Below are 6000 nucleotides of genomic sequence, written 5' to 3'. Positions count from 1 at the left end.
GTGCGGCCCCGGGCCGCGGCGAGCCGGCCGGCGAGCAGGTGGGCGGCGAGCGCCTCCTCCGCGCCGAGCGCGGCCAGCCGGTCCGCGATCCGGCTCGCCTGCGCCGGCAGCCGCCCGCCCCGCTCCCCCGCGCCGTAGCGGGCCTGCACCAGCACGAAGGTGGCGCGGGCCTGCCACCACTCCCGGTGCTGGGCGCGGAACAGGTCCCGCGCGGCGGTGGCGCGCCGGGCCGCCGCCTCGTGCCGGCCGGCCGCCTGCGCCGCCCCCGCCGCGGCGAACAGCAGCTCCGCGGTGCGGATCTTCTGCCCGCCCAGCCGGGCGTACCGGGCGACCGCCTCGTCCGCCTCGGCCAGCGCCTCGGTGGCCAGGCCGGCGGCGAGCAGCACGGCGCACCGGTCCAGGTCCAGCTGCGGCATGGGCACGCCGAGCGCGGCGTACCGGGCGGCGGCCTGGTCCAGGAAGCCGAGCGCGGCCGGCAGGTCGCCGGCCTGGAACGCCACGTCGGCCCGGTTGTGCACGAGCGTCGCGGACTCCATCTCCCGGCCGGACGCGGCGAGCTGCCGCTCGGCGACGGCGAGGTCCCGGTCCGCCCGCGCGGCCTGGCCGAGCGCCGCGTAGACCAGGAAGCGGTGGGTGCGCGAGCGGGCCTCCCACTCGGTGTCGCCACCCCGGCGCAGCAGCGCGATCGCCCGGCGCAGGTCCACCAGGGCGTCCGCGTGCCGGCCCAGCACCGCCAGCAGCATCGCCCGCCGGGTCAGCGCCCGGCCGGCGTGCCGGCCCGCGCTACCCGTCGCGGCCGCGTCCAGCACCGCCAGGCCCGCCGCGGTACGACCGGACAGCCCCAGCGTCAGCCCCAGCGTGCCCTGCACGTCCAGCACCCGCTCCGGCACCCGGGCGGCCTGCGCCAACCGCAGTGCCCTGCGCAGCTCGGCGATCGCCTCCCGGGTGCGCCCCGTGTCGCGTAGCACGATCGCCCGCGCCTGGTGCGCCACGGACGCCGAGTGCGGGTCCGGGCGGCCGGTGAGCAGCCGTTCGGCCTGCGCCAGCGCGTCGGCGGGCCGGTTCAGGGCCAGCGTGAGGAGGCTGTCGGGGTCCGGCACGGGTCACATTGTAGAAAGATCAGCATGGTCGAGTTTGGAGTGTTCACGTGAGTGCCGAATATGGTGAACGGAAGAAGGACGAGCGCCGCGCCCGGCGCGACGCGCAGGTGGAGTTGATCCTCTCGGAGTTCGGCGACCGGGTCGAGATGGACCCACCGGCGGCGGCCAGGGGCGACGTGCGGCACCTGTTCCGCCGCGGCATCCTGCTGGTCCGCGACGGCTACCTGGACCAGGTGACCGACACGCTGCGCGAGCGGGCGCGGGTGCAGGTGGAGGCACCGCTCGTGCCCGGGGTGACCGCGCTGCGGGTCGAGGAGGGCGTGGTCCAGACCCGGGACCTGGTGCGCCGCCGGCTCGGCGAGGGCATCGCCTCGCTGGACTACCTGGTCGGCATCTGCCCCGGCGCGGGCGTCTACTGCCCCGCCACCGAGCCCGAGCCGGTGGCCCCGGGCGCCGCGCCGCTGCCGCTGTCCCGCGACCGGGACGCCGGCAAGGGCGTGCGCGTCGTCGTCATCGACACCGGCCTGGACCCGGCCGCGCCCGCCAGTCACCCGTGGCTCGCCGGGGTCACCGGCGACCCCGACCCGGCGATCGGCCCGGGCGGGGCGCTCGGCCCGTACGCGGGGCACGGCACCTTCGTCGCGGGGGTGCTGCGCCGCGTCGCGCCGGCCGCCGAGGTGATCGTCCGGCGGGTCTTCACGCCGGTCGGCGCGGCGTTCGAGTCCGATTTGGTGACCGCGCTGGACGAGGCGCTGACCGACGACGCGCCCGACATCATCAGCATGTCCGCCGGCACGTACGCGTTCGAGCCCACCGGCCTGCTCGGCCTGGGCTCCTGGTACCAGAACCGGCTGCGCCACCACAAGGGCGTGGCGGTCGTCGTGGCGGCCGGCAACGACGGCGCCCGGGAGGCGTTCTGGCCGGCGGCGGCGCCGTGGACGTTCTCCGTGGGCGCGCTGAACGAGACCCTCGACGGCCGGGCCTGGTTCAGCAACTTCGGCGGCTGGGTGGACGTGTACACGCCCGGCGAGAACCTCGTCAACGCGTACCCGAAGGGGACCTACCGCTACAACGAGCCCCCGTCGCGCCAGGACGCCAAGTTCGACGGCATGGCCGCCTGGAGCGGGACGTCGTTCAGCACCCCGATCTTCGCCGGGCTGGTCGCCGCGCGGATGGCCCGGACCGGCGAGAACGGGTGCACGGCCGCCCGGGCGCTGTTGTCAATCGCCCAGCAGGGCGCGCTCTTCGGCGTTGGGGCAGTGCTGCTGCCCTAGCGAGTTGAGATCCGCGCAGGGTGTATCACCGACCCGGCTGCCGTCTCCGATCCGGTAACTGATCAGGGAGGATCGGATGCCTGGACTGACATGGGTCGGTGATCGCCCCGACCTGGCGCGCAGACGTGTCGCCGTCCTGTTCGCCGACCTGTCCGGGTTCACCCGGCTGGTGCAGTCGGTGGACCCCGAGGAGGTCTACCGCGTGGTGCGGCCGCTCATGGACGAACTCGTCACCCTGGTGCGCGCCCACGGCGGCGCCATCCAGCAGGTGCTGGGCGACGGCTTCATGGCCGTGTTCGGCCTGCACTCGCCGGGCGGCGACGAGCCCGCCCGGGCCATCCGGGCCGGCCTGGCCCTGGCCGGCGCGCCCGCCGGCCGGCTCGGCTGGCTGCCGGTGCACGTCGGCATCGAGTACGGCGAGGTGTTGGTCAGCCCGTCCTGGGAGCCGGCCGCGTTCGCGGTGTGGGGGTCCGCGGTCACCCTCGCGAAGCGACTGTGCGACCTGGCCGGCCCCGGCCGCGTGTACGTCGGTCCGCAGGCGCACGCCCGGGGTGGGCCGGAGGTCGCCGGTGCCGCGCCGTTCCACACGCGACTGGAGGGGGTCCCCGGTGAGGTGCTCGCGTACGCCATGCCTCCGAACTTCCGCCCGCTGACCCCGGCGCCGCGCCAACTGGCCGAGGTGGCCTGACGCCGGGCGCCGGCGCCGGGCTCAGCGCCGGCCGACGGCTGCGGCGGCGGTGGCCCAGACCGGGAAGGCGACCAGCCAGATGGCGAGCAGGCCGGCGAGCCGGGCGATCCACCCGGTCAGGGCGGCGGTGCGGTCGGGGTCGCCGACCAGGAGGATGGCGGCGCCGAGCAGCGCGCCGGAGATCCCCACGGCGAGCAGCGCCTTCGCCCACTCGCGCCACTCGTGGCGGGCCCGGGGCCAGCCCCGCTTCGGCGGCTTCCACGGCGGCGGCCCGCCGGCGAAACGGTGGGCCACGCGCTGGTCGGCCCAGCGGACCATGCTGGGGCCGAACGCGACCGAGAAGCCCAGGTATGCGGCGGCCAGGCCGTGCGCGTCGGTGGCGGTGCCGCCGCGGTGCAGGTCCACGGCGGTCGCGGCGAGGACCACCACGTCGACCAGGGGCACCCCGATCAGCAGGACCGTGCTGAGCCGGTGCCATCGGACCAGGTACCGGGCGACCAGTCCGGCGGCGAGCAGCACCCAGAAACCGATTTCACCGCCGATGATGAGCCCTATGACCATGACGCCATCCTGACCGCCGGACGCCGCCCCCGCCTCGGCACCGGCGACGAACCCGACGTCGTACGAAGGATGTATGGACAGCCGTGATGTGATCGTTGCGTGACCCGGTGGGGACTGGAGCGCGGCACGGCGCGGCGGGACATCGCCATCGCCGGTACCTGCCTGGTCTTCGGGCTCGTGCTGCTCACACTGTCCGCGGTCCACCTGATTGAGCCGCTGCCCGGGCACGGCCGCGCGCTGTACCTGGTACCCCTGGTCGTGGTCGTGGTGGCGGTGGGGCTGCGCCGGGTGGCGACCGGGTGGAGCCTGGCGCTGGGCGTGGCCGGCCTCGCGGGTGACGTGGCGCTCGGCGGGTCGCTGGCCACCATGATGATCTTTACCCAGGTGCTCTACGACGCCTGCGTGTACGGCTCGCCGCGGCTGTGGCGGAGCCTGCTGGCGGCGAACGTGGCGCTCACCGCGGTCGCGGCGGCGGTCGGGCTGGTCGTCAACCGCGCCTGGCAGGGTCTGAGCCTCGGGGTGCCGATCGCGCTGCTCGGGGTGCTGCCGCGACCTGCGCCCCGACGTCGCCGTGCTGGACGTGCGCATGCCCCGCCTGGACGGGGTCGCCGCCACCCGGGCCATCGTCGCCGAGAAACTCGCCGGGGTGCTCGTGCTCACCACCTTCGACCTGGACGAGTACGTCTTCGGCGCGCTCCGGGCCGGCGCCGCCGGGTTCCTGCTCAAGGACACCGACGCGCCGGCCCTGGTGGCGGCGGTCCGCACGGTGGCGGCCGGGGACGGCGTCCTCGCCCCGACCGTGACCCGCCGCATGATCAGCGCCTTCGTCGCCACGCTCCCGCCGCCGGCCGAGTCGGTGCGCCGGGCCGTCGCGGCGCTGACGCCCCGGGAGCGCGAGGTTCTGGCGCACCTGGCCCGCGGGCTCGCCAACGCCGAGATCGCGGACCGGCTGTCGATGGCGGAATCCACCGTGAAGACGCACGTCAGCCGGATCCTCGCCAAACTCGGGCTGCGCAGCCGCGTCCAGGCCGCCCTGCTGGCCCAGGACCTCCCCCTCGACCAGGGGCGAGGGCGCGCGGGGGTGCCGGGCGTGGCAGGGTGGGGGCATGGTGGCGGGCGGTGAGGGCGGCGAACTGAGCGCCACCCTGCGCCGGATCGAGCGGTCGGCGGGGGCCCTCGCGACCGCCAGCGTCTCCCGGATGGACGAGACGCTGCCCTGGTTCCGGGACCTGCCGGCCGACCAGCGCGCCTGGGTGATGCTGGTGGCGCAGGCGGGCGTGCGGTCGCTGGTGGAGTGGCTGCGCGGGGGCGGCGGCGCGGACAGCACGCAGGAGGTCTCCGACGAGGTGTTCAGCGCCGCACCGCGCGCGCTGGCCCGCTCGATCAACCTCCAGCACACGGTCGCCCTGATCAAGGTGACCATCGACGTGGTGGAGGAGCAGGTCCCGCACCTGGCGGCGCCGGGCGAGGAGGGGGCGCTGCGGGAGGCGGTGCTGAAGTTCTCCCGCGAGGTGGCGTTCGCGGCGGCCCGGGTGTACGCGCGGGCCGCCGAGACCCGGGGCGCGTGGGACGCCCGCCTCCAGGCCCTGCTGGTCGACGCGCTGCTGCGCGGCGACTCCTCCGACGTGCTGGCCAGCCGCGCGGCCGCGCTGGGCTGGGCGGACGCGCCGCCGGTGGCGGTGGCGGTCGGCCGCAGCCCGGGCGGGGAGGCCGCGGCGGTGCTGCACGCGGTGTACCGGTCGGCCCGGCGACTCGGCGTGGAGGTCATCGGCGGCGTGCACGGCGACCGGCTGGTGCTGGTGCTGGGCGGGGCCGCGGACCCGCTCGCGGCGACGGAGAAGTTGCTGAACGGGTTCGGGGCCGGCCCGGTGGTGGTGGGCCCGGCGGTGCCGAGCCTGGACGAGGCGACCGAGTCGGCGCGCGCCGCGCTGACGGGGTTCCGGGCGGCGCCCGCGTGGCCGGCCGCCCCCCGCCCCGTGTCGGCGGATTCGCTGCTGCCCGAGCGGGCGCTCGCCGGGGACGCGGACGCGCGCCGGGCGCTGCGCCACACCGTCTACGGCGGGCTGGTGCGGGCGGGCGGGGAGTTGCTGGAGACGCTGGACGCGTTCTTCGCCGCCGGCGGGGTGCTGGAGGGTGCCGCCCGGTCGCTGTTCGTGCACCCGAACACGGTGCGTTACCGGTTGAAGCGGATCGCCGACGTCACCGACCTGTCGCCGCTGACTCCCCGGGACGCGTTCGCGCTGCGAGTCGCGCTCGCGATCGGGCGACTTGATCCGGGCGTACCGCCACCAAACACGCCGGTGTGACCCGCGTCGCGACGGATAGTTGAACATCCATTCGGACTGGCCGGACGGGGCGAGTTGTAGGAACCGTACAA

At 76.0% G+C, this 6000-nt stretch carries 5 protein-coding genes and 1 pseudogene; 4 read left to right on the top strand and 2 right to left on the bottom strand.

What is annotated here, in order from left to right; genetic code table 11:
* A pseudogene (locus tag KJS59_RS22990) lies at positions 1-1100 on the bottom strand (hypothetical protein); the annotation flags it as partial.
* A gap of 47 nt (positions 1101-1147) precedes the next feature.
* Between KJS59_RS22990 and KJS59_RS22985 the strand changes: the two are divergent.
* Positions 1148-2374, top strand: coding sequence for a S8 family peptidase (locus KJS59_RS22985; protein WP_213455041.1), 1227 nt, complete (start codon positions 1148-1150; stop codon positions 2372-2374).
* Positions 2375-2450: 76 nt separating this feature from the next.
* Complete coding sequence (locus KJS59_RS22980) at positions 2451-3062, top strand: adenylate/guanylate cyclase domain-containing protein (protein ID WP_213455040.1); 612 nt, start codon at positions 2451-2453, stop codon at positions 3060-3062.
* Positions 3063-3083: 21 nt separating this feature from the next.
* On the opposite strand, the gene KJS59_RS22975 is transcribed toward KJS59_RS22980, so the two are convergent.
* Entirely contained in the window at positions 3084-3623 is a 540-nt protein-coding gene (locus KJS59_RS22975) for a hypothetical protein (RefSeq protein ID WP_213455039.1), read from the bottom strand.
* Positions 3624-4176: 553 nt separating this feature from the next.
* Between KJS59_RS22975 and KJS59_RS22970 the strand changes: the two genes are divergently transcribed.
* Complete coding sequence (locus KJS59_RS22970; protein WP_376771243.1) at positions 4177-4746, top strand: LuxR C-terminal-related transcriptional regulator; 570 nt, start codon at positions 4177-4179, stop codon at positions 4744-4746.
* Positions 4730-5929: a PucR family transcriptional regulator gene (locus tag KJS59_RS22965; protein ID WP_213455038.1), complete on the top strand. Its 1200-nt coding sequence runs from the start codon at positions 4730-4732 to the stop codon at positions 5927-5929. The genes KJS59_RS22970 and KJS59_RS22965 overlap by 17 nt, the downstream gene beginning before the upstream one ends.
* Positions 5930-6000 lie beyond the last annotated feature (71 nt).

Origin of the sequence: Rhizomonospora bruguierae, assembly GCF_018397995.1 — a bacterium.
GTDB classification, from domain to species: domain Bacteria; phylum Actinomycetota; class Actinomycetes; order Mycobacteriales; family Micromonosporaceae; genus Rhizomonospora; species Rhizomonospora bruguierae.
This window is presented reverse-complemented; position numbering and strand designations above follow the sequence as displayed.

Excerpts from the sequence above, each read along its gene's own strand:
- KJS59_RS22980 (WP_213455040.1), top strand. The coding sequence starts at position 2,451 with ATGCCTGGACTGACATGGGTCGGTGATCGCCCCGACCTGGCGCGCAGA.
- KJS59_RS22975 (WP_213455039.1), bottom strand. The coding sequence starts at position 3,623 with ATGGTCATAGGGCTCATCATCGGCGGTGAAATCGGTTTCTGGGTGCTG.
- KJS59_RS22965 (WP_213455038.1), top strand. The coding sequence starts at position 4,730 with ATGGTGGCGGGCGGTGAGGGCGGCGAACTGAGCGCCACCCTGCGCCGG.